20 protein-coding genes are annotated in these 19,623 nt (G+C 71.8%); 8 read left to right on the forward strand and 12 right to left on the reverse strand.

Features of this window, described 5'->3' with window-relative positions:
- Positions 1-86: 86 nt before the first annotated feature.
- Together ABIA32_RS07750 and mug are read left to right on the forward strand one after the other, a co-directional pair.
- A complete protein-coding gene (locus ABIA32_RS07750) occupies positions 87-1,121 on the forward strand; it encodes a zinc-binding dehydrogenase (RefSeq protein WP_370093126.1) in 1,035 nt (344 codons plus the stop codon).
- A gap of 20 nt (positions 1,122-1,141) precedes the next feature.
- Positions 1,142-1,699, forward strand: coding sequence for a G/U mismatch-specific DNA glycosylase (gene mug, locus ABIA32_RS07755; protein ID WP_370093128.1), 558 nt, complete (start codon positions 1,142-1,144; stop codon positions 1,697-1,699).
- 21 nt (positions 1,700-1,720) lie between these two features.
- Here mug and ABIA32_RS07760 read toward each other — a convergent pair whose 3' ends face one another.
- Positions 1,721-2,122: a YccF domain-containing protein gene (locus tag ABIA32_RS07760; protein WP_370093130.1), complete on the reverse strand. Its 402-nt coding sequence runs from the start codon at positions 2,120-2,122 to the stop codon at positions 1,721-1,723.
- 455 nt (positions 2,123-2,577) lie between these two features.
- Between ABIA32_RS07760 and ABIA32_RS07765 the strand changes: the two genes are divergently transcribed.
- Together ABIA32_RS07765 and ABIA32_RS07770 are read left to right on the forward strand one after the other, a co-directional pair.
- The gene (locus ABIA32_RS07765) at positions 2,578-3,954 is read left to right on the forward strand and encodes a magnesium transporter MgtE N-terminal domain-containing protein (RefSeq protein ID WP_370093132.1); all 1,377 of its coding nucleotides are present in this window, start codon (positions 2,578-2,580) and stop codon (positions 3,952-3,954) included.
- Positions 3,951-5,306 carry an NRAMP family divalent metal transporter gene (locus ABIA32_RS07770; RefSeq protein WP_370093134.1) on the forward strand — a complete coding sequence of 452 codons (1,356 nt, stop codon included), beginning with the start codon at positions 3,951-3,953 and terminating at the stop codon, positions 5,304-5,306. Before ABIA32_RS07765 ends, ABIA32_RS07770 begins: the two co-directional genes overlap by 4 nt.
- Positions 5,307-5,321: 15 nt before the next feature.
- On the opposite strand, the gene htpX is transcribed toward ABIA32_RS07770, so the two are convergent.
- The 11 genes from htpX to ABIA32_RS07825 form a co-directional block, all read right to left on the reverse strand.
- Positions 5,322-6,200 (reverse strand): zinc metalloprotease HtpX, encoded by an 879-nt coding sequence (gene htpX / locus ABIA32_RS07775; protein WP_370093136.1) that lies wholly within the window; start codon positions 6,198-6,200, stop codon positions 5,322-5,324.
- Between the two features lie 265 nt (positions 6,201-6,465).
- The gene (locus tag ABIA32_RS07780; RefSeq protein WP_370093138.1) at positions 6,466-7,995 is read right to left on the reverse strand and encodes an NADH-quinone oxidoreductase subunit N; all 1,530 of its coding nucleotides are present in this window, start codon (positions 7,993-7,995) and stop codon (positions 6,466-6,468) included.
- 3 nt (positions 7,996-7,998) lie between these two features.
- Positions 7,999-9,549, reverse strand: coding sequence for a NuoM family protein (locus tag ABIA32_RS07785; protein WP_370093139.1), 1,551 nt, complete (start codon positions 9,547-9,549; stop codon positions 7,999-8,001).
- A 34-nt stretch (positions 9,550-9,583) separates the two neighbouring features.
- On the reverse strand, positions 9,584-11,512 hold the full coding sequence (locus ABIA32_RS07790; RefSeq protein ID WP_370093140.1) for an NADH-quinone oxidoreductase subunit L: 1,929 nt from the start codon (positions 11,510-11,512) through the stop codon (positions 9,584-9,586).
- Complete coding sequence (gene nuoK / locus ABIA32_RS07795) at positions 11,509-11,874, reverse strand: NADH-quinone oxidoreductase subunit NuoK (protein WP_370093141.1); 366 nt, start codon at positions 11,872-11,874, stop codon at positions 11,509-11,511. Before nuoK ends, ABIA32_RS07790 begins: the two co-directional genes overlap by 4 nt.
- Before the next feature lie 5 nt (positions 11,875-11,879).
- Positions 11,880-12,431, reverse strand: a complete 552-nt coding sequence (locus tag ABIA32_RS07800; RefSeq protein ID WP_370093166.1) for an NADH-quinone oxidoreductase subunit J — start codon at positions 12,429-12,431, stop codon at positions 11,880-11,882.
- 2 nt (positions 12,432-12,433) lie between these two features.
- On the reverse strand, positions 12,434-13,012 hold the full coding sequence (locus ABIA32_RS07805; RefSeq protein WP_370093142.1) for an NADH-quinone oxidoreductase subunit I: 579 nt from the start codon (positions 13,010-13,012) through the stop codon (positions 12,434-12,436).
- Positions 13,012-13,971 carry an NADH-quinone oxidoreductase subunit H gene (locus ABIA32_RS07810; protein ID WP_370093143.1) on the reverse strand — a complete coding sequence of 320 codons (960 nt, stop codon included), beginning with the start codon at positions 13,969-13,971 and terminating at the stop codon, positions 13,012-13,014. The genes ABIA32_RS07805 and ABIA32_RS07810 overlap by 1 nt, the downstream gene beginning before the upstream one ends.
- Complete coding sequence (locus ABIA32_RS07815; protein WP_370093144.1) at positions 13,968-15,305, reverse strand: NADH-quinone oxidoreductase subunit C; 1,338 nt, start codon at positions 15,303-15,305, stop codon at positions 13,968-13,970. Before ABIA32_RS07815 ends, ABIA32_RS07810 begins: the two co-directional genes overlap by 4 nt.
- The gene (locus ABIA32_RS07820) at positions 15,302-15,925 is read right to left on the reverse strand and encodes an NADH-quinone oxidoreductase subunit B (RefSeq protein ID WP_370093145.1); all 624 of its coding nucleotides are present in this window, start codon (positions 15,923-15,925) and stop codon (positions 15,302-15,304) included. Before ABIA32_RS07820 ends, ABIA32_RS07815 begins: the two co-directional genes overlap by 4 nt.
- Positions 15,916-16,317 carry an NADH-quinone oxidoreductase subunit A gene (locus ABIA32_RS07825; protein ID WP_370093146.1) on the reverse strand — a complete coding sequence of 134 codons (402 nt, stop codon included), beginning with the start codon at positions 16,315-16,317 and terminating at the stop codon, positions 15,916-15,918. Before ABIA32_RS07825 ends, ABIA32_RS07820 begins: the two co-directional genes overlap by 10 nt.
- 208 nt (positions 16,318-16,525) lie before the next feature.
- On the opposite strand from ABIA32_RS07825, the gene ABIA32_RS07830 reads away from it, so the two are divergent.
- The 4 genes from ABIA32_RS07830 to ABIA32_RS07845 all read left to right on the forward strand — a co-directional run bounded on the left by ABIA32_RS07830 (position 16,526) and on the right by ABIA32_RS07845 (position 19,519).
- On the forward strand, positions 16,526-17,692 hold the full coding sequence (locus ABIA32_RS07830) for a sensor histidine kinase (protein ID WP_370093147.1): 1,167 nt from the start codon (positions 16,526-16,528) through the stop codon (positions 17,690-17,692).
- 187 nt (positions 17,693-17,879) lie between these two features.
- A complete protein-coding gene (locus tag ABIA32_RS07835; RefSeq protein ID WP_370093148.1) occupies positions 17,880-18,278 on the forward strand; it encodes a hypothetical protein in 399 nt (132 codons plus the stop codon).
- 173 nt (positions 18,279-18,451) lie between these two features.
- Positions 18,452-18,697 (forward strand): hypothetical protein, encoded by a 246-nt coding sequence (locus ABIA32_RS07840; RefSeq protein ID WP_370093149.1) that lies wholly within the window; start codon positions 18,452-18,454, stop codon positions 18,695-18,697.
- Positions 18,698-18,829: 132 nt separating this feature from the next.
- Positions 18,830-19,519 (forward strand): sensor domain-containing protein, encoded by a 690-nt coding sequence (locus ABIA32_RS07845; RefSeq protein ID WP_370093150.1) that lies wholly within the window; start codon positions 18,830-18,832, stop codon positions 19,517-19,519.
- Positions 19,520-19,623: the final 104 nt, after the last annotated feature.

The following is a 19,623-nucleotide window of genomic DNA, read 5'->3' on the forward strand; positions in this document are numbered from 1 at the left end:
TTTCCCATGAAAGGTGTTCATGGATCACGGGGATCCATGAACACCGAGGAGTACCAGCCGCCGGCCCTGGTTTCTACGGTCGGACCATGACCGCCACCTTCACCCCCACCGTCAATCGTCTCGTCCAGGTGATCGCCCGCCCTCGCGGCGCAGCCGTCGCAGCGGACTTCGCCTTCGTCACGGAGCCGCTGCCGACCGTCCTCGCCGGGACCGCGCTCGTCGAGAATCTCTACCTCTCCGTCGATCCCTACATGCGCGAGGCGATGGACGGCGCCTGGGCGCTGAACGCGCCCCTGGAGGGCCGCTCGATCGGACGGGTGGTGGACTCCACGACACCCGGGCTCGCTGTCGGGGACCTGGTCTTCCACCGCATGGCCTGGCGCACCCACGCACTGGTCCGGCCGGAGGAGGTCCGAGTGCTGCCCGCGTACGCGGGGGTGCCGCTGAGCGCGCACCTCAGCGTGCTGGGCGGAACGGGGTTGAGCGCGTGGGTCGGACTCACCCGGGTGGCGCGGCTCAAGCCGGGCGAGGACATCTTCATCTCCTCGGCGGCCGGCGGGGTCGGCTCCGCAGCGGGACAGCTCGCCCGTCACCTCGGTGCGGGTCGGATCGTCGGCAGCACCGGCTCCCCGGAGAAGGCTCAGCTGCTGACCGAGGAGCTCGGCTTCGACGCCGGTTTCGACTACCACGACGGGTCGGTGGGCGAGCTGCTGGCCAAGGCCGCGCCGGACGGGATCGACGTGTACTTCGACAATGTGGGCGGCGCCCACCTGGAAGGAGCGATCTCCCGGCTCCGCGACCACGGCCGGATCGCCTGGTGCGGCGCGGTGGCCCAGTACGACAGCGCCGACCGGCCGCCGGCCGCGCCGTTCAACCTCTACGACATCGTCGGCAAGAGCTTGCGCCTCGAAGGCTTCCTGGTGCGCGAGCACCTGGACGCGAGGGCCGAGCTGGAGGCATTCGCGGTGCCGCTGCTGCAGTCCGGGGCGCTGGTGCCCGCGGAGACCGTCGTGGACGGCTTCGATCGGATCGTCGACGCCTTCCTCGACATGATGCGGGGAGTCACCATCGGCAAGGCCATCGTCCGGGTACAGCAGGACGCCGCTGCGGGGACGCACTGAGGCGGTGCGAGACTTTGCGGGTGAAGCCGACACCCGAACAGCTCGCCGCCGCACAGGACCGCACGATCGACGACGTGATCGGGCCGGACCTGCGGGTGTTGTTCTGCGGGATCAACCCGGGGCTGTGGTCCGGGGCGACGGGACATCACTTCGCGCGGCCGGGGAACCGGTTCTGGCCGGCGCTCCACCGCAGCGGGTTCACGCCGCGTCGGTTGCTGCCGGAGCAGCAGGGAGAACTGCTCGCGCTGGGGCTCGGCATCACCAACGTCGTGGCCCGGACCACCGCCCAGGCGGACGAGCTGACCGCCGAGGAATACCGGGACGGCGGCAAGGCGCTGGTCGAGCGCGTGGAGCGGTGGCGGCCTCGGGCTTTGGCCGTTCTCGGCATCGGGGCGTACCGGACGGCCTTCGGTCGGTCGAAGGCCGTGGTCGGGCGGCAGTCGGAGGGGCTGGGCAGTAGCGGTACGGAGGCGACGGAGGTGTGGGTGCTGCCCAACCCCAGCGGACTCAATGCCCACTACACCCTGGACGCGATCGCCGCGGAGTTCCGCCGGCTTCGGGAAGCCGTCGGCGACTGAACAGACGGACGCGTGCGGACGTCACCAGCCTGCGAAGCGGTCGTCGGTGGAGACGATCTCGCGTCCCAGCGGCATGAGCGAGATCGGGATCATCTTGAGGTTGGCCCAGGCGAAGGGCAGGCCGATGATCGTCACCGCGAGCGCGATGCTGGTCACCAGGTGGCCCAGGGCCAGCCACCAGCCCGCGACGATCAGCCAGACCACATTGCCCGCGCAGGAGGCCGCGCCCGCGTCGGTGCGCTCGCGCGTCGTGCGGCCGAAGGGCCACAGCACGTAGCCCGCGATCCTGAAGGAGGCGATGGCCCACGGGATCGTGATGATCAGGACGAAGCAGATGAGCCCGGCGACCGCGTAGGCGACCGCCATCCAGAAGCCGCAGAACACCAGCCAGACCACGTTGAGGACGAAGTTGATGAGCTTCACGCGTGAGTCCCGTCTCTCTCCCTGAGTCCTTACGTTCGTTCCTACCTTCGGAGTCTGCCACGGACAGCACGAAGCCGCCTCGGGGCCGTGGAGCTGGACTGATGGCGTGGTCCTCGTCCACACGGGTAGAATCCGCCAGGTTGTCAGCGGCACCTCAGTTCGGTGAGGCGTCCGGGACACCTCTTTCCTTTGAGGTGCCGGCCGCTCCTTGCCGAGTCGTAGCGACGCCAGGACGTCAAGGCGTCACCGACCGGAAGGAGGCGAGCCATGGACAGTAGTCCGGGCCATAGTCAGCCCTACCCCAGCCTCGCCTCGTCCTTCGCATTCTCCCGCCGCACGAGGTCGGCCGCCCTGCGCTAGGCGCGTTCCCCCACAACGCGCCTCTCCTCAGCCCAAGGTTGCCGGTCGCGTGCTGCCCTGCTCCCGCGTCTCGCGGGTCTAGGGGGTGTTTCCGCATGACGTCCGACACGTCCAACACCGTGCTGATGTCCACGACGGCCAAGCTGCGCGGCCGCCGCGTGCAGCTGGTACGCCAGGCCACCGCCTTGCGCTCGGTGCGCGAGGCGCTCGTCTCGCTCGCCGGACTGACTGGCCGGCCCGTGCTCAACCCGCTGGGCGACGAGGTCGGCCGCGTGGTCGACGTCGTGGCCCGGCTCTACGGCAACGAGACCTACCCGCCCGTGACCGGGCTCGTCGTCCGCGTGGGCCGGCGCCGCTCGTTCCTCACCGCCTCAGCCATCGGCCAGATCTCCGGCGACCGGGTGCAGCTGCGCAGCGCGCGCATGGATCTCAGTGAATTCGTCCGCCGCCCCGGCGAGGTGCTGCTCGGGCGCGACGTGCTGGACCATCAACTCGTCGACGTCGACGGCGTGCAGGTGAACCGGGCCGCCGACCTCTACCTCGCGCCCGTCGGCGGCCGGGTGCTGCTGGTCGGAGTCGATGTCAGCTTGCCCACCCTACTGCGCCGACTCGGCCCGCGCCGCTGGCAGGCGCGAGCTACACCCGAACGAGTGGTGGACTGGCAGACGGTCGCCCCCTTCGCCGAGCACGCCACCGACGGCCCCGCCGAGGTCCGGCTGCGCGCCTCGCGCGGGGCCCTGCACCGGCTCCGCCCGTCCGAGCTGGCCGACCTGCTGGAGGACCTCGGCCGCTCCGAGCGCCAGCAGCTGCTGGCCATGCTCGACCCCAGCCACGCCGCCGACGCGCTGGAGGAGATGGAGCCGGCCGAGCTCGAGAACCTGCTCCGCGAGGCCCCGCCCGAGCGCGCCGCCCGGCTGGTCGAGGAGATGGAGCCGGACGAGGCCGTCGACGCCCTGCGCGACCTGCACAGCGACGAGCGCGAGCAGCTGCTCACCCGGATCCCGGACGCCGAGGCGGCGCAGCTGCGCGACCTCCTCGCCTACCCGGAGGACACCGCGGGCGGCTCCATGACGACGCGTCTGGTCACCGCCCGGCGCGAGCAGACCGTCGCCGAGCTGCGGGCCGAGCTGGCGACCTCCGCCGAGCACCGCACCGAGATCGACGCCGTGGCCCTGGTCAGCGCGGACGGTCGGCTGCTCGCGGACATCCCGCTCTTCGACGTGGCCGTGGCCGACGACCGCACCACGATGGGCGAGCTGGCCGACTGGCTGGCCCAGTTCGGCCGCCACGACGCGGTGGAGGCCGGCGCGCGGCTCAGCGAGGTGGCCGAACAGCTGGTCGCCGCTCGCGCGTCCTCGCTGCTGGTCGTCGACGAGCAGCAGCGGCCGCTCGGCCGGATCCTGGCCGACGACGTCCTCGACTACCTGCTGCCGGCCCGTGGCCGCCTGCACTTCCGGAGGTTCCTGCAGTGAGTCTGGACACCGACAGCGCCCCCGCCGAGGAGACAGGCGCTCCCGGTCCCGCCGTCGCACGGGGCGGGCTCACCCGGGGCCTGGCCCGGGTGCCGGTGCTCGGCCGGGTGACCCGGTGGAGCCGCTGGGGCCGACTCGCCGCGCTGGTCGGCGTGGCCGGGCCGGGACTGGTCGCGGCGAACGCGGGGAACGACGCGGCCGGGATCGCGACCTACGCGAGTGCCGGGGCGCAGTACATCTACGGGACGCTCTTCTTCATGGTGCTGGTCACCGTCGCCCTCGTGCTGGTGCAGGAGATGGCGGTCCGGCTCGGCGCGTTCACCGGCAAAGGCCTGGGCGCGCTGATCCGCGAGCAGTTCAGCCTGCGGGCCACCGCGCTGGCGCTGAGCTGCCTCCTGCTGGCCAACACCGGCCTGGTCGTCTCCGAGTTCGCGGGCATCGGTGCGGCCTTCGAGCTGCTCGGTGTCCCGAAGTGGGCGATCATCCCGCCTGCCGCGCTGCTGCTGTGGGCCCTGGTTCTGTTCGGCTCCTACCGGTACGCCGAGCGGATCTTCCTGGTGATGTCGCTGGTCTTCTTCGCCTACCCGATCGCGATGATCCTGGGCAAGCCGCACTGGGGCACGGTCGGCCACAACCTGGTGATCCCGCACCTGCAGGGCGACAAGGACTTCATCCTGCTGGCCGTCGCGCTGATCGGCACCACGGTGAGCCCGTACATGCAGTTCTACGCCGCCGCCGGTGTCGTGGACCGGGGCACCAGGGCCGAGGACTACCCGCTGATCCGCGCCGACGCGATCATCGGCGCGGTCTTCGCCTGCGTGATCAGCCTGACGATCATCATCGCCACGGCGTCCGCGATCGGCGGCACCGGTCCGCTGTCCTCGGCGGCGGACGCGGCCAAGGCGCTGCAGCCGGTGGCCGGACAGAGCGCGGAACTGCTCTTCGCCATCGGCCTGATCGGCGCATCCGCACTGGCGGGAGCGGTGGTGCCGCTGTCGGCCAGCTACGCGATCGGCGAGGCGGCCGGAGTGGAGCGCTCGGTCTCACGCTCGTTCAGGGACGCGCCCTTCTTCCTGAGCCTGTTCACCGCGCAGATCGCGCTGGGCGCGGCGGTGGCGCTGACCCCGATCGACGTGATCCAGCTGCTCATCGGCACGCAGGTACTGCAGGGGTTGATCACTCCGATCGTGCTGGTCTACCTGCTGATCCTCACCAACCGTCGCAGTCTGCTCGGCGCGGCGGCGAACGGTCCGAAGTTCCGCATCGCGGCGACGATCGTGGTGGTGGGCGTGGCGGCGATGTCGACGATCCTGCTGGTCCAGACGGTGCTCAGCTGGTTCGGGCTGGGCTGAGCTGCTTCGGCGCGGCTAGCGCTGCGGCTGGTAGCCCGCCATCGTCTCGAGCCGGGCGATCCGTTCCGGCATCGGCGGGTGGGTCGAGAACAGCTTGGTGGCGAGTCCACCGCCGGAACCGGCGCGGAACGGGTTGGCGATCATCATGTGGCTCGCCGTCTCCAGCTCGGGCCTCGCCGGCAGCGGCAGCTGCTGCGTGCCGCGCTCCAGCTTGCGCAGGGCGCTGGCGAGCGCCAGCGGGTCACCGGTGAGCTGGGCGCCGGACGCGTCGGCCTGGTACTCGCGGGAGCGGCTGACGGCGAGCTGGATGATGCTCGCCGCGAGCGGGCCGAGAATCATGATCAGCAGCATGCCGACCAGGCCCGGGCCCTCGTCGTCGTCGCTGCGGCCGATCGGGATCAGCCAGGCGAAGTTGACCAGGAACATCACGACGGAGGCCAGCGCGCCGGCGACCGAGGAGATCAGGATGTCCCGGTTGTAGACGTGGGACAGCTCGTGTCCCAGGACGCCGCGCAGCTCGCGCTCGTCGAGGATGTTGAGGATGCCCTGGGTGCAGCAGACCGCGGCGTTGCGCGGGTTGCGGCCGGTGGCGAAGGCGTTGGGGGCGTCGGTCGGGGAGATGTAGAGCCGGGGCATGGGCTGCCGTGCGGAGGTGGAGAGCTCACGGACGATCCGGTACATCACCGGCGCCTCGATCTCACTGACCGGACGTGCCCGCATGGAGCGCAGCGCCAGCTTGTCGCTGTTCCAGTACGCGAAGCCGTTCGTCGCAAGGGCGATGACCAGGCCGATGACGAGCCCGGTCCGGCCCCAGAAGCTGCCGATCACAATGATCAGCGCGGACATCGCGCCGAGGAGTACGGCCGTCTTGAGGCCGTTGTGCTGGCGGTGCACGGATGCCCTCCGGGACGTGCGTCGGTGGGTGTCTTTCACAGCCCGTTCGGATATTTCAACGGGCGAGACGGACTTTCTAGTTCCCTTCTCACCTGTGCAGGGCTCGCACGCAACTCGGGCAAAGCCCGCAACCCGCTTGCGCCGGACGGTCCGCGAGGACGGCGCGCGGAGCCCGGGCCCGTGCGACAGGCGAAGCGGCCTGCGGCGAGCGCCGACTACCCGGTCAGGTCCGGACCGGTCGCCCGCAGACCTCGCCGGGAAGGCCCTAGCCGAAGAGGGAGCCGGAGGCGAGTTGGAGGACGACTTGGGGGGCGATCGACAGGGCCACGCCGAGGACGGTCGCGAGGGCGACCGCGACGGTGAGCGCGGTGGGGAGCGGGCGGCTCGAGGCCGGGGCCTCCGACGGCGCGGCGGGCTGGAAGAGCTTCGCCGTCCAGGTCAGGTAGTAGTACAGGGCAACGACGACGTTCACCGCCATGATGACGGCCAGCCAGCCCAGGCCCGCGTCCACCGCCGCGCGGAAGACCACGACCTTGCCGAACAGCCCCACCACTCCCGGCGGCAGGCCGGCCAGGTTGAGCAGGAAGAAGGCCATCGCCAGCGCCACCGCGGGCCGCCGGGCGAAGAGGCCCTGGTAGGCGTCGAGGCGGGTGCCGCCCAGCATCACCACGGCGAAGGCGCCGAGGTTGACCAGGCCGTAGATGAGCCCGAAGGCCACCGTCGAGCCGATCGCGCCCGCTCCGGCGCCGCGGTCGAAGCCCGCCGCCGCGATCGGGACGAGCAGATAGCCCGCCTGGGCGACGGAGGACCAGGCCAGCAGCCTCACCGCGCTCTGCGGGGCGTCGGCGCGCTGGCGCAGCGCGCCGACATTGCCGATCGTCATGGTCAGCGCCGCGAGTACGGCAAGCGCGGTACCCCAGTCTCGCCCGTACGAGTGAAAACCGAGCACGGCGATTGCGGCGAGGCCGGCCAGTCCGGCAGCCTTTCCGACCACGGAGAGATACGCGGCGACGGGGACGGGGGCGCCGGCGTACGTGTCGGGCACCCAGAAGTGGAAGGGCGCCGCCGCCGTCTTGAAGGCGAAGCCGACCAGCGTGAGCACGGTGCCGACGGCGGCCAGCGTCTGCAGCTGGGGCTGGACGTGGGGCAGCGCGACGGCGATCCGGTCAAGGTAGAGGCTGCCGGTGGCGGCGTAGACGAAACTGACGCCCAGCAGGGTGACCGCCGTGGCCGTCACCGACGACAGGAAGAACTTCAGCGCGGCCTCCCCGCCGCGTCCGTCGCGGCGCAGCGCGACGAGCGCGAACGCGGGCAGCGAGGTGAGTTCGAGCGCGACGACGAGCGAAGCCAGGTCACGGCAGGCGGGCAGCAGTGCCGCGCCGCAGGCCGAGGCGAGCAGCAGGAACCAGAACTCCCCGGCGGGCAGGCGGTCCTCGTCGACGGAGAAGAGCGAGAGCAGCGCGACGAGCAGCCCTCCGGCCAGCACCAGCAGTTGGAAGGCCAGCGCGAAGTGGTCGGCGACGTACGAGCACGAGCCCAACGCGTCACCCACCGCGCCCGTCTTCGTGCAGAAGGTCGAGCGGTGGCCGTCGCGCAGCGGCAGCAACAGCGCGAGCGCGGCGACGAAGCCGGCCACGGAGAGCCAGCCGAGCACCGCCTTCCTGGCCGGCGGCAGGAAGAGGTCGGCGACGAGGACGACGAGTGCCAGTGCGGCGAGCACCAGCGGCGGTGCGACGGCGAGCCAGTCGATCGACTGGATCAGCGAACCGGGGGCGGGGACGGCGATGTTCAGCATGGCTCAGCTGCCTCCGAGCAGCGCCTTGACGGCGGGCGTGGTCAGCCCCAGCAGCAGCGCGGGCCAGAGCCCGGCCGCCACGGTGAGGGCCACCAGCGGGGTCCAGGCGGCGGCCTCGTAGCCGTGGACGTCCGCGATGGCGGGGGTGGCGGCGACGGCCGGAGAGGGCTGGGCGGGGTCGCCCATGCAGACCCGGCGGACGACGGAGAGCAGGTACGCCGCGGTGAGCAGCGTGCCGAGACCGGCCAGCGCCATCAGCACCAGGTAGGTCGGCCGGGAGAGACCGGCCGCAGGCTGGAAGGCGCCGAGCATGGCCAGCAGCTCGCCCCAGAACCCGGCGAGGCCGGGGAGGCCGAGGCTGGCCACCGCGCCGAACGCGAGCAGACCGCCGAGGCGCGGGGCACTGCCGTAGAGCGCGGCCCCGGTGTCCGCGCCGGCCCCGGCGAGGGCGTCGAGGTCGGCGGTTCCGTAGCGGTCCTTGACGGCGCCGACCAGGAAGAAGAGCAGGCCGGTGATGAGACCGTGGCCGATGTTGGCGAAGAGCGCGCCGTTGACCCCGACGGGCGTGAGCGTCGCGATGCCGAGCAGCACGAAGCCCATGTGGCCGACGGAGGAGTACGCGATGAGCCGCTTGAGGTCGCCCTTCCCGCCGGGGCGGACCAGCGCGAGGCAGGCCAGCGAGCCGTAGAGAATGCCGACGACGGCGAGAGCCCCGAGGTAGGGCGCCAGCACGTGCATGCCCTCGGGCGTGCTCGGCAGCAGCACCCGGACGAACCCGTAGGTGCCCATCTTCAGCAGCACACCGGCCAGCAGCACGGAGCCTGCGGTGGGCGCGGCCGTGTGGGCGTCCGGGAGCCAACTGTGGAAGGGCCACATCGGCGCCTTGACGGAGAGCCCGAGGCCGATGGCGAGGACGACGAGGATCTGGGTGTTGCGGGAGAGCCCGAGGCCGTGGCGGGTGGCGAGGGCGCTCATGTCGAAGGTGCCGGCCTTGAGCCCGAGCAGCAGCAGGCCCAGCAGCATGACGGCGGAGCCGAGCAGCGTGTAGAGGATGAACCGGAAGGCGGCCGGTCCGCGGTTCTCCCCGCCCCAACGGGCGATCAGGAAGTACATGGGCACCAGCACGATCTCGAACGCCACGAAGAAGAGCAGCAGGTCGAGCACGGCGAAGGTGGCCAGCATGCCGGTGGCCAGGAGCAGCAGCAGTCCCGTCCAGCCGCGCTCGCTGCCGCCCGCGGGCAGGCGCTTGAGCGAGTAGAGCGCGCAGAGGAAGGTCAGCAGCGCGGTCAGCACCAGCAGCGGCAGCGAGATGCCGTCGACGCCGAGGTGGAAGCGCACGTTCAGCGCCGGGATCCAGGCCACGTCGGTGACGCCCTGCATCCGGGCCGGGGTGTGCAGGTCGAAGCCCGCGGCCAGGGCGACGGCGACGGCCAGGTCCGCGCCGGTGACGGCGACGCCGAGCCAGAGCGCCCGGCGTCCGCCGAGGGCGGGCACGAGCGTGGCGGCGGCGCCGAGCAGCGGCAGCGCGAGGAGGGCGAGGAGCAGGGCGGTCATCGGGTGGTCGCCTCCGAGGCGGCGGGCGTGGGGGTCACTGCGCCACCGCCACGAGGACGGCGAGGACGACGACGCCGGCGAACAGCGCGTTCAGGTAGCCCTGGGCGTTGCCGTTCTGGGCGCGTCGCACGGCGCGACCGAGCAGGCCGGGGCTGCCGGCGGCGCCCTTGACGTAGGTCTCGACGACCTCGCGGTCGAGGAAGGCGACCAGCTGCGCGGCGGCGAGCACGGGACGGACGAAGACGCGGTCGTAGAGCTTGTCAACGCCGAAGCCGTCGCGGGCGGCCCCGAAGAGCGGGCCGAGCAGCACCCGGCCCGGATCGGCGACGACGCCCTCGGTCGCAGTCGCGGTCGCGCGGCGCCAGGCTGCGTAGGCGAGGCCGAAGCCGAGCAACGCCACGCAGGTACCCAGGACGGCGGTGAGCAGCGAGGGGGTGAGCGAGACGCCGTCCAGCCAGGCCGGCAGCCAGTTGGGCCGGAGCCCGGCCAGGCCGAGCGCGAGGGTCGGCACGGCGAGCACCCACAGCGTCCACCGCATGGCCGCCGGTTCGGCGGACGGCGCATCCGGCGACGGCGCTGCCTGCTCGGCCTGCGCACCGCGCGGGTGGAAGGCGAGTAGCCACAGCCGTGCGGCGTAGGCGGCCGTCAGCAGCGCGGTGACCAGGCCGCCCACGAGGACGGTCCAGCCGAGCGCGCTCGGGACGTTGCCCGCCGGGCCGAGGCCGCCGGTCAGGGCCTCGCCCGTCGCGGCGTGCTCGGCGGCGGTGAGGACCGACTCCTTGCTGAAGAAGCCGGAGAAGGGCGGCAGCCCGACGAGCGCCAGCAGGCCGATGCCCATCGTCGCGTAGGCGTCCGGGACGCGGCGGCGCAGGCCGTCCATCCCGGACATGGCGGTGAGGGAGTTGGTGTGGGCGGCGTGGATGACCACGCCCGCGGCGAGGAAGAGCAGCGCCTTGAACGCGCCGTGCGTCACCAGCTGGAAGAGCGCGGCATCGCGGTCGCCGACGGCGAGCGCGCCCGCCATGTAGCCGAGCTGACCGATCGTCGAGTAGGCCAGCACCCGCTTCATGTCGTCCTGCGCCAGCGCACAGAGCCCCGAGCCGATCATGGTGATCACGGCCATCACGCCGAGGACCACGAGCGAGACCGTGGAGAGCAGGAAGACCGGCAGCAGCCGGGCGACCAGATAGATGCCGGCGGCCACCATCGTCGCCGCGTGGATCAGCGCCGAGACGGGGGTCGGACCGGCCATCGCGTCCGGGAGCCAGGTGTGCAGCGGGAACTGCGCGGACTTGCCGGCCACGCCGCAGAGCAGCAGCAGCGCGGCGAGCGTGGCGTGGTGCAGGTGGCCGGAGGCCGCCGCGCCGAGGACGCCGTTGATCCGGAAGGTCCCGGCGTCGGCGGCGAGGACGAAGATGCCGAAGAGGAAGGGGACGTCGCCGAGCTTGGTGACCAGGAACGCCTTGATCGAGGCGGACCGGGCGTCGGCCCGCTCCCAGTGGTGGCCGACCAGGAAGTACGAGCAGATGCCCATCACTTCCCAGCCGACCAGCAGCACGATCAGGTCGCCGGAGTAGACGACCAGCAGCATCGCCGCCGTGAAGAGCGAGACCAGCGCGGCATAGGAGGGGTAGCGCGGGTCCTCGCGCAGGTACGCGGTCGAGTAGATCTGCACGCAGGACGCGACGACGGTGACGAGCACGCCGAGGAGGACGGCGATGCCGTCCAGGTGCAGCGAGAGTGCGATCGGCAGGCCGCCGGTCGGGGTGAGCTGAGTGGCGGCGTCGAGCTGGCGACCGGTGCCGAGGTCGGCGGCGAGCACCGCCGCGAGGACGGCGGCGGTCAGCGTCGGCAGCACCGCCAGCGGACGCACCAGGCCGGGCGCGCGGCGACCGGCCGCGAGTCCGGCGAGCGCGCCGAGGAACGGCAGCAGCGAAACGAGGATCGCGAGGGTGAGGGTCATCCGACAGCGGCCTTCCCCTGGGGCTGCAGATCTCCCGCAGGCTGTTCCTGCTCGTCGCCGTCGGTGAGGCGGCCGACGCGGTCCACGTCGGCGGTGCCGCGGTTGCGGAAGATCTGCAGCACGATGGCCAGGCCGAGACCGATCTCGGCGGCGGCCACGGTGATGGTGAACAGCGTCAGCGCCTGGCCCGCGTGCAGGGTGTCGCGCAGCCAGACGTCGAAGGCGACGAGGTTGAGGTTGACGGCGTTGAGCATCAGCTCGACGGACATCAGCATCAGCACGGCGTTGCGCCGCGCGAGCACGCCGTAGAGCCCGACACAGAACAGCAGGGCCGCGAGGACGGCCGGATAGACGAGATGCACCGTGCTCAGCGCTCCTCTCGGTGGCGGCGGGAGAGCACGATGGCCCCGACGAGGGCGGCCAGCAGCAGGACGGAGAGCGCTTCGAAGGGCAGCACCCAGTAGCGGAACAGCGTGACGCCGTTGGCCTGGGTGCTGCCGGCCACGGTGCCGAGGTCGATCCAGGTGGCGCGGAAGGCGTCGACGACGAGGGCGACCAGGATCGCGGCGGCAACGAGGGCGACCCCGAGAGCGACCCAGCGGTTGCCGGAGTCGGCGTCGGGCGAGACGCCGATGGGCGCTCGGGTCAGCATCAGCCCGAACAGGACGAGAACGACCACGGCCCCTACGTAGATCAGCACCTGGACCCAGGCGATGAACTCCGCCGTCAGCAGCAGGTACTCGATCGCGAGGCCGCCCAGCGCGACGACCAGCCAGAGCGCGGCGTGGACGAGCTGCTTGGTGGTGACGGTCAGCAGCGCCGCGCCGACGACACCGAGGCCGACGAGGACGAAGACGATCTCGACGCCGGTCGGCGAGAGGAAGGAATGCGCGGCGGAGAGAGAGCCCGAGGTGGTCAGGTTCACGCGCCGTCCTCCTCTTCCTTGGCGGCTGCGGCTGTGGCGGCTGCAGCGGTAGCCGCGGCGAGCGCCTTGTCGACGGACTTGCGGGCGGCCGCGATCTCCTTCGGCTCCTCGGCGGCCGGGTCGAGCGCGGGCGGCGCGGGCACGGTCCACATCCACTCGCGCAGGCGGTCGCGCTCGTGGGTGAGGTCGAGGATGTCCTCCTCCGCGTACTCGAACTCCGGCGACCAGAAGAGCGCGTCGAAGGGGCAGACCTCGATGCAGATGCCGCAGTACATGCAGAGCGAGAAGTCGATCGCGAACCGGTCCAGCACGTTGCGGGTGCGGGCGCGGGCGTTCGGCTCGGCGGCGGGCAGCGTCTCCTTGTGGGAGTCGATGTAGATGCACCAGTCCGGGCACTCGCGGGCGCAGAGCATGCAGACGGTGCAGTTCTCCTCCAGCAGCGCGATGACGCCGCGCGAGCGCGGCGGCAGTTCGGGCTGCACGTCGGGGTACTGCGCGGTGACGGTCTTCTTCGTCATCGTGCGCAGGGTGACGGCGAGGCCCTTGGCCAGACCACGGCCGGGGATGGGCGCCACTAGGAGATCACCACCTTGACGATGCCGGTGAGGGCGAGCTGGGCGAGCGAGAGCGGGATGAGCACGGTCCAGGCGAAGCGCATCAGCTGGTCCTCGCGCAGGCGCGGATAGGTGACCCGCAGCCAGATGACGACGAACGCGAGGGCGAAGGTCTTCAGCAGCATCCACAGCCAGCCGAGGCTGTGCGCCATCGGTCCGTGCCACCCGCCGAGGAAGAGCACGGAGGTCAGCGCGCAGATGACGAGGATGCCGGCGTACTCGGAGAGCAGGAAGAGCGCGAAGCGCAGGCCGGTGTACTCGGTGTAGGCACCGAAGATGATCTCGGAGTCGGCCACGGGCATGTCGAACGGCGGCCGCTGGAGCTCCGCGAGCCCGGAGGTGAAGAAGACGAACCCGCCGACGAGCTGCCACGGCACCCACCACCAGTGGAACGCGCCGAGGATCCCGGTGAGGGACACCGTCCCGGCCGCCATCGCGACGGACGCGGCGGCGAGCAGCATCGGCAGCTCGTAGGCCATCAGCTGGGCGGCGGTGCGGATGCCGCCGAGGAGGGAGAACTTGTTCGCCGACGCCCACCCCGCCATCAGCGAGCCGAGCACGCCGATGCCCATCACGGCGAGCACGAAGAACAGCCCGGCGTCGATGGCCTGCCCGACGAGATCACCCGGTCCGAGCGGGATCGCGAGCAGCGCGAGCAGGTACGGAAGGAGCGCGACGGCGGGCGCGAGCTGGAAGATCCTCCGGTCGGCACCGGCGGGGACGATGTCCTCCTTCTGCGCGAACTTGACGCCGTCGGCGACGAGCTGCGCCCAACCGTGGAACCCACCGGCGTACATGGGGCCGAGCCGGCCCTGCATGTGGGCCATGGCCTTGTGCTCGGTCTGCCCGATGACGAGCGGCACCGTCAGAAAGACAGCCAGCACGGCGAGGCAGCGCAGGAGCGCTTCCAGCGTGGTCATGGTCGGCCCTCCTCAGGATTGGCGGTCGGCTCGTCGGTCCCGGTGCCGTCCTGCGTGGGTGCCTGCGCCGGGCCGACGGGGGATGACGGCGAAGACGCGTCGCTCGCGCCAGAGCTCTCGACCTCCGGCGCGGGCTCCACAGCCTGCTCCGGGGACGGAGCCGCAGGCGCAGCGGCCGCAGGCGCAAGCTCGGGGGACGGAGCCGCAGGCGCAGCGCCGCCACCCGACGCCTCCGGCGCGGGCTCGGTGGCGGGGGGCTTCGCTGACGCGTTCCCCTCCGGAGCCGCCTCCGGCAGGCCGACCGGCGACGGAGACGCAGGTGCAGCAGGCGCAGCGCCGCCACCCGACGCCTCCGGCGCGGGCTCGGCGACGGGGGGCTTCGCTGACGCGTTCCCCGCCGGAGCCGCCTCCGGCGGGCTGGCCGGGGACGGGGCCGCAGGGGCCTCAGGCGCAGCGGCAGGAGCGCCCTCACCCGACGCCTCCGGCGCGGGCTCGGCGGCGGGGGCTGCTGGTGCAGCCGGCTCAGGGGGTTGGCTGACGCTGCCCTCGGACACCGAGCGGGCGCGGCGGGGGTGAGGGGCAGGGGAGTCGGGGGACTGCCAGGGGGCGTCCGGGGTCGCGGGGGCGGCCGCCGGGGGCTCGGGCTGGCTGGTGCTGCCGGAGGAGACGGAGCGGGTGCGGCGGGGGCGGTCGGCGGCGGGGCCGCCGGCGGCTGCCGCGCGGGCGCCGCGCGCGGGGCGTTCCGCGGCGGGCGGGAGGGTGCCCGCGAGGGGGCCCCACTCGTTCGGGTCCGGGACGCCCGGCGGGAGCATGCGGCGACGTGCGCCCTCCGCCGGGGCGTGGTCGCTCTCCCCCGGCTCCTTCGCACCAGGCCAGGCCTTCGCCACGCGCGCGGCCAGGACGAAGTCCTTGCGCAGCGGGTGCCCCTCGAAACCGTCCGGCAGCAACAGGGTCACCAGGTGCGGGTGGCCCTCGAAGCCGATGCCGAACATCTCGTGCGTCTCACGCTCGTGCCACGCCGCGCCCGCGTAGACGCCGATGGCGGTCGGCAGCGTCGCCGCCTCGCGCGGGACGCGCGTGCGCAGCAGCAGCCGCGCGGTCGAACCCTCGCCGACTCGCGCCAGGTGGGTGCAGACGGAGAAGCCCTCCCCCAGCTCGTCGACGGCCGAGAGCCAGTCGAAGTACCGCAGTCCCAGCCCGTCCCTGCACGCTGTCAGCGCCTCGATCCAGTGCTCCGCGGGCACGTCGACCGTCAGCAGCTCGTACGACTCCGCCGCCGTGGCCCACGGCCCGACTGCGGCAGCGATCTCCTCGACGGAGAGGTCCAAGCTCACGCGGAACCACCCTCCGGCCCCTGCACCAGCGGACGCGACAGCACCGCGGCGGACGGCACCGAGGGAGCCGCCGGCACGGCGTACTGCTCGGCCAGCGACTCGCGCGCGATCTTCTCCTGGAGCTTCAGGATCCCCTGCAGCAGTGCCTCCGGGCGCGGCGGGCAGCCGGGCACGTAGACGTCGACCGGGATGATCTGGTCCACGCCCTTGGTCACCGAGTACGAGTCCCAGTACGGGCCGCCCGAGTTCGAGCAGGCGCCGAAGGAGATCACGTACTTCGGCTCCGGCATCTGCTCGTAGAGCCGCTTGATCGCCGGGGCCATCTTGTCCGTCACCGTGCCGGAGACGATCATCAGGTCCGCCTGGCGCGGGCCGGGCGCGAAGGGGATGACGCCGAGCCGGATGAAGTCGTGCTTGGCCATGGACGCCGCGATGAACTCGATCGCGCAGCAGGCCAGCCCGAAGTTGAAGACCCACAGGCTGTACCGGCGGCCCCAGTTCAGCACCACCTTGATCGGGTCCGGCGCCATCCGCGCCAGCGGACCGAGCCGTCGCGGCTCCAGCGCCGAGGCGGGTCCGCCCGGCCGGGAGGGATCCGGCGTGCCGAGGTTCACGACCATTCCAGGACGCCCTTCTTCCAGGCGTAGAGCAGACCGACCGCGAGGAAGCCGATGAAGACGAACATCTCCACCAGCGTCGTCGCACCGAAACCGGACTGGGCGTAGACCGTCGCCCAGGGGAAGAGGTAGATCGCGTCCACCGCGAAGATCACATACAGGAAGGCGTAGACGTAGTACCGGACCTGGGTCTGCGCCCAGCCCTCCCCCACCGGGTCCACGCCGCACTCGTACGCGAGCAGCTTCTCCGGGGTCGGCGCGTAGGGCCGCAGCAACTGGTTGGCGGCGAACGCGGTGCCGACGAAGAGGACGCCGATCAGCGCCATCAGGCCGACGACGGAGTAGGCGTGGAAGTATCCCGTTCGGGATGCCGCCAATGCCTGCACGGCCTGCATGCTCGGTCGCCTCCGGAGTGGGTGATCGGTAGTACTCAGCTAAGTCTTCTCTTTACGGCGCTTGAGTCTAGGTCCCAGCCGGTCCGAGCTGTGAACCCAGCCCACCCGATGGGACGCGTGTGGAGATCTCGGGGGTAGGGCTGGCCCTACCCCGGATCGGCTACCTTCCCCATGGCGCTGGGGGTGTCGGAACCGCCAGCCTGAGATCATGGATCTGATGAAGCCCGAGCCAGCGACCCGCCCACGCTTCGACGCCCGGATGTGGCGCGAGGTCGCGTACCTGCTCAGCGATTTCCCGATCGGTGTTCTCGGCTTCGCGCTGACTGTCACCCTGATCGCGGTCGGCATCGGCACGGTCTTCACGATCGTGGGGATCTGGATTCTGGCGGGCGCCCTCTTCGGACTGCGGGCCGCCTCGCGCATGGAGCGGGCGCGAGCCCGCGCGCTGCTGGGAGAGGCAGTCGCCGAGCCGCTCCCCGTGCAGGCGAAGCGGTCGGGCCCGCTGTACCGGGCGCTGGCCGTACTCGGCGACGGCCTGGCCTGGCGTACCGCGCTCTACTTCGTCGTGATGCTGCCCTGGGGCATCCTCACCTTCGCACTCACCCTGGTCTCGCTGATCGTGATGTTCCCGCTGCTGCCGTGGATCACACGCGGACTGAGCTACGTGAACCGACTGCTGGTGGGCTCACTGCTCTCCCCCGGTTCGCTCGACGAGCGGGTCCGCGAGCTGGAGGACGACCGCGGCACGGTCGTCGACTCGGCCGCGGCCGACCTGCGCCGGATCGAGCGCGACCTGCACGACGGCGCGCAGGCGCGCCTGGTCGCCCTGGCGATGGACCTCGGCCTCGCCAAGGAGAAGCTGACGGAGGACCCGGAGGCGGCCGCCCGGATGGTCTCCGACGCGCACGGCGAGGTGAAGCTCGCCCTGCAGGAGCTGCGCGACCTGGCCCGCGGCATCCACCCCGCCGTCCTCACCGACCGCGGCCTGGACGCGGCGCTCTCCTCCGTCGCCTCGCGCTGCCGGATCCCGGGCGGGGTCCGGCTCAGCGTCGAGCTCGACGAGCGGCCCGCTTCGGCGATCGAGGGCATCGCCTACTTCACCGTCAGCGAGCTGCTGACGAACGCCGCGAAGCACGCGCGGGCGCAGACGGCGCACGTCGAGGTCTGGCGCAGCGGCGAGCGGCTGATGCTGCAGGTCCGGGACGACGGCGTCGGCGGAGCGGTGGAGCGCAGGGGCGGCGGCCTCGCCGGGCTGGCGGAGCGGATCCGCGCGGTGGACGGCGTCTTCGTGGTCGGCAGCCCGGTCGGCGGCCCGACCGTCGTGACGGCGGAGCTGCCCTGGCGCACCCGGAACGCGGCGACGTCGGCGTCCTGACGGGGGCGCAGCTGCAGAATGGGAGTCAGATCGGCGGCAAAAGGCCGGATTTGACCGGACGCTGATCACGCTTCAACGGCTGTGCTGACACGGTTTCGTCTCGTTCGCACAGTTGTCCCTCATTGATCAATAGTCTGCAGCGTTCGACCGTCCACAGCTCGCGCCCAGACAACGAGGGAAATTACCCGTGACCACTCCTCCCCCCGCCTACCAGGACCCGAACGCCGGCTTCGCCGCCCCGCCCGCACCCGCGCCGTCGAAGAAGGGCGCCCGCTTCGGCATGAAGATCCTCATCCGCCTCGGCGTCGTGGTCGTGCTGTTCGCAGGATGGTTCGTCTATGACCAGGTGACCGGCGCGCCCAGCACCGCCAAGGCCGGGGACTGCGTGCAGAACCAGGGCACCGACAGCAACCCTGACGTCCACGTCATCAGCTGCTCGGACGCGAACGCCAAGTACAAGGTGTTGAAGGTCATCGACGGCAGCGACAGCCACCAGTGCGATGGCCTGGCCGGCATCGACTCGGCCTACACCGAGACCGGCGGCAACAGTGGGTCGCTGGTTCTCTGCCTCGCGCTGAACAAGTAGTCGACCGACAGCCAGGTGACCGCACTGCAGCCCGCCGACGGCGGAGCCACCGAGGAGGAGGCCCCGCAGCGGCAGGGCGGTTACGGTTTCGTCCTGTGCCTGGGTCCGAAGTAGAGCAATCCGATTCCGATTCACCGGAGTCGACGAGGGTCGTCCGCTACGCCGAAGCCGACGTGCCGCCCGAGCTCCGTGCGCAGGCTCTCGCCCTGCAGGAGCAGGCGTGGCCGAGCGAGCCCGGCGAAGTGGGCGACCCTTCGCACGATCCCACCCTGAGCCCGTACTCGCTGCCGCTGGACGACGGCGGCGGCACGGTCCTCGCCGCGCTGGACGTGCTCACCAAGGAGCTCGACCACGACGGCGAGCGCTGGCTGGCCAGTGGCCTCAGCCGAGTGGTCACCGACCGCACGCGGCTGAGGTGACGTGACGGCCCCCGAACGGAGGTGGGGGTAGCCCCACCTCCAACACACCGAGGCACCCCAGTGCCCGCGCGCTCCTTGAACGGCAGGCTTGTCATCAGCAGGAAGCAGCAACGACGAGGGAGCCGAGAGCAGATGAGCAGCAGCACCGCGGAGTACAGCATGACCACCCGAACGGGCGGCGGCGCGGTCCAGCGCGAGCCGCGGTTCTTCCTGGCCCCCTTCTCGGCGCGCACCTGGCGGGAGACCCTGCATCTGGTGCTCGACCTGCCGGTCGGGATCGCCTCCTTCACCTACGTCATCACGATGCTGGCGCTGGGCGCGGGCACGCTGGTCACTTTCATCGGCCTGCCGGTCCTGGCGGCGGCGGTCGGCGGCGCGCGCGGCGTCGGCGCGATGGAACGCGCCCGTGCCCGCGCCCTCCTGAAGGCGGACATCGCCGCACCTCAGCCGCTCAGGCCTTCCCGGCCGGGGCTGATGGCCTGGATCGGCGCGGTGCTGAAGAACGGCACGAACTGGCGCTCCGCGCTGTACAGCGTGCTGATGCTGCCGGTCGGGATCTTCAACTTCGTGGTGGCGGTCGTGCTGTGGAGCGTGTCGATCTCGGCGGCGCTATATCCGGCGTACCACTGGGTCTTCCCGAAGTACGTGGGGTGGTCGGGCCTCAAGCTCTGGGAGAACAACGGCCATGCCCACTACCTCTCGACGCTGCCGGAGATCACCGGGACCTGTGTCGCGGGAATCGTCCTGCTGCTAGTGACTGCGCAGATCGTCCGTGGCCTGGCCAACGTTCGCCGCGCGATGGCTCAGAGCTTGCTCCGCTGAGACCTCAGGGGCGCGGGGGGGGGGGGGGGGGGCCCCCCCGGGGGGGGGGGGGGGGGCGGGGGGGGGGGGGGCCCCCCCGGGGGGGGGGGGGGCTGGATGGCCGC

Source organism: Streptacidiphilus sp. MAP12-20 (genome assembly GCF_041262525.1).
In the GTDB taxonomy this organism is placed as follows: Bacteria; Actinomycetota; Actinomycetes; order Streptomycetales; family Streptomycetaceae; genus Streptacidiphilus.